4 protein-coding genes and 1 pseudogene are annotated in these 1904 nt (G+C 55.6%); all 5 read left to right on the top strand.

All coding sequences use genetic code 11. From position 1 onward, the window contains the following. A pseudogene (locus tag JN414_RS16275) lies at positions 1-188 on the top strand (hypothetical protein); the annotation flags it as partial. 70 nt (positions 189-258) lie between these two features. Beyond that, positions 259-570 (top strand): hypothetical protein, encoded by a 312-nt coding sequence (locus JN414_RS16270; RefSeq protein ID WP_202208860.1) that lies wholly within the window; start codon positions 259-261, stop codon positions 568-570. Between the two features lie 73 nt (positions 571-643). Then, positions 644-934 (top strand): hypothetical protein, encoded by a 291-nt coding sequence (locus JN414_RS16265; protein ID WP_202208858.1) that lies wholly within the window; start codon positions 644-646, stop codon positions 932-934. 63 nt (positions 935-997) lie between these two features. Further along, a complete protein-coding gene (locus JN414_RS16260) occupies positions 998-1501 on the top strand; it encodes a lysozyme (protein WP_202208857.1) in 504 nt (167 codons plus the stop codon). After that, positions 1494-1814, top strand: coding sequence for a hypothetical protein (locus tag JN414_RS16255; protein WP_202208855.1), 321 nt, complete (start codon positions 1494-1496; stop codon positions 1812-1814). The genes JN414_RS16260 and JN414_RS16255 overlap by 8 nt, the downstream gene beginning before the upstream one ends. The last annotated feature ends 90 nt before the right edge of the window (positions 1815-1904 follow it).

Below are 1904 nucleotides of genomic sequence, written 5' to 3'. Positions count from 1 at the left end.
CGCTGGCGCAAAAAGCGCAGGATCTGTTTGACGCCGCCTCTTCAAAGATGTGGGCGGATTACGGCTGCCTGGGCGAAACGCCGCCCGAGACCTGGACCATCTATCTTAAGGCGCTGCGGGCCATCGCCACCGGGGCAGATACGGCCAGTGTGGCGCTGCCCGTGCCACCTGACAGCGTCGCAGCCTGATCGCAGGTCCTCAACAGTTCTAGACGTTCTCTGACAGCTGCCTGCGGGCGGCTTTTTTTATGGAAAAATCATGCCTGACACATACCCCGCGCCGCTTTCGCCGATGCGTATCCTAGAAGATCGCGTGCTTCAGCTGGAAACCATGCTGGCCGGCCTGGATGACAAGCAATCCGATCTGCGGGCCGAGGTTCGCACGGAAATTGCAGCGCTTCGCAGTGAAATCAAAGCCTTGGCCAAGGCGATGGAAACCAGCAATTCACAGATCAACGGCAAGCTGGACCGGCTGTTCGGGGCGCGGTCCGTGGTGACTGCATTAATTACCCTCGGCACATCCATTGCTGGGACCGGTTTGGTCCATCTCGTGGTGTCGATTGGAAATTAGTGACACTGTTTGACATAAAAATATCGAATTGATAGTGAAGTTAAGGGTTAAACTATTAGAGAAATATGAAGTCATGTCTGTAATTGATGGTAATAAATTACTTCCCGGAAAGACGTATCTGATGAAGGTTTGGAATCATCGAAAAGGGCGTCCATTTAAAACAACAGAGAAAGTAGTTTTTACGAACTACATTTTTAATGGACGCGTAGTGCGGTCGGGTTCGTTCAAAATGCGTGATTTGCTGGCTGGCGGCAATCAAACCTGTATTTTGCAGGGGGCCAAAAGCGGACCGATCACTCTCACGGTAACTGATCCAAAAATCTGGGTGAACTCGAACAATGATAGAATAACGTTCGATACCTGAATGTTATTAGTTCCACGCTAGCAAAGCCGCCCAACTGGGCGGCTTTTTTTATGGAAAAATCCCATGAATGAAACTGCCGTCGTGCTGGCCACGACGCTCCTGAAGCTGCCCGGTTTCGAAGGATTCCGGTCGAAGCCCTATGTCTGCCCTGCCGGCTGCTGGACGATTGGTTATGGTAGTCGCTGGCTGAAATCCGGAAAGCCCGTCACGGCCAGAACGCCGCCCATCAGTGAAGCGGACGCAGCAAGCCTGCTGCTCCAGTCAGTCATGACCTATGACGCGACCCTGTCGCGCCTGGTCAAGGTTCCGCTCTCGGATATCCAGCGGGCGGCACTCCTGTCCTGGCAATACAATGTCGGCACACCAGCCGTGGAAAGCTCCACGCTCCTACGCAAGCTGAATGCCGGAGATTATGCCGGCGCGGCCAATGAGCTACCACGCTGGAACAAGGCAACCGTGAAAGGCCATCTGGTCGAGCTGGCCGGCCTGACCAATCGCCGCGCTTATGAGCGGGATGTGTTCCTGGGCAAGCGGACAGTGATGGGGAAGAGCTATGCAGATGTCTGATCTTCTCGGACTGCTCCCGCCGCAGGTCCTGTTCTGGGTTGGTATGTTTCTTGTTCTGGCCTCGGTGCTGCTGAATGTCTGCGGCTTCCTGCGGTCCCGGATTGCCCCTCCGGCTCCCGGATCTCTTTGGGTCAGGCCGTATCAGCTTCTGAGTTTTCTGGCCTTCGAGCAGAAATATGCCGCCGCCATGTACAGGATCGGGCTCACGGCCGTCATGACAACGCGGGCTGAGGCGCCACTTCTGAAAAAGGCCGGCGCAGACAGTGGCGTGCAGATCCTCGACAGCAAGGGCAAGCCCAAAGCTCCGACCTGACTGAGCCCTTCAGCCGGTCCTGGATCGATCATCCTCATTCCTCAGATCTCCGAAGGAGGCAGCGCTCCTGCTGTCAGACCGTCGGATCCA

Origin of the sequence: Gluconobacter sp. Gdi (genome assembly GCF_014132155.1) — a bacterium.
In the GTDB taxonomy this organism is placed as follows: Bacteria; Pseudomonadota; Alphaproteobacteria; order Acetobacterales; family Acetobacteraceae; genus Gluconobacter.
The sequence above is the reverse complement of the archived record's forward strand: the minus strand, read 5'-3'. Positions and strand labels throughout refer to the sequence as shown.

Excerpts from the sequence above, each read along its gene's own strand:
- JN414_RS16270 (WP_202208860.1), top strand. The coding sequence starts at position 259 with ATGCCTGACACATACCCCGCGCCGCTTTCGCCGATGCGTATCCTAGAA.
- JN414_RS16265 (WP_202208858.1), top strand. The coding sequence starts at position 644 with ATGTCTGTAATTGATGGTAATAAATTACTTCCCGGAAAGACGTATCTG.
- JN414_RS16260 (WP_202208857.1), top strand. The coding sequence starts at position 998 with ATGAATGAAACTGCCGTCGTGCTGGCCACGACGCTCCTGAAGCTGCCC.
- JN414_RS16255 (WP_202208855.1), top strand. The coding sequence starts at position 1,494 with ATGTCTGATCTTCTCGGACTGCTCCCGCCGCAGGTCCTGTTCTGGGTT.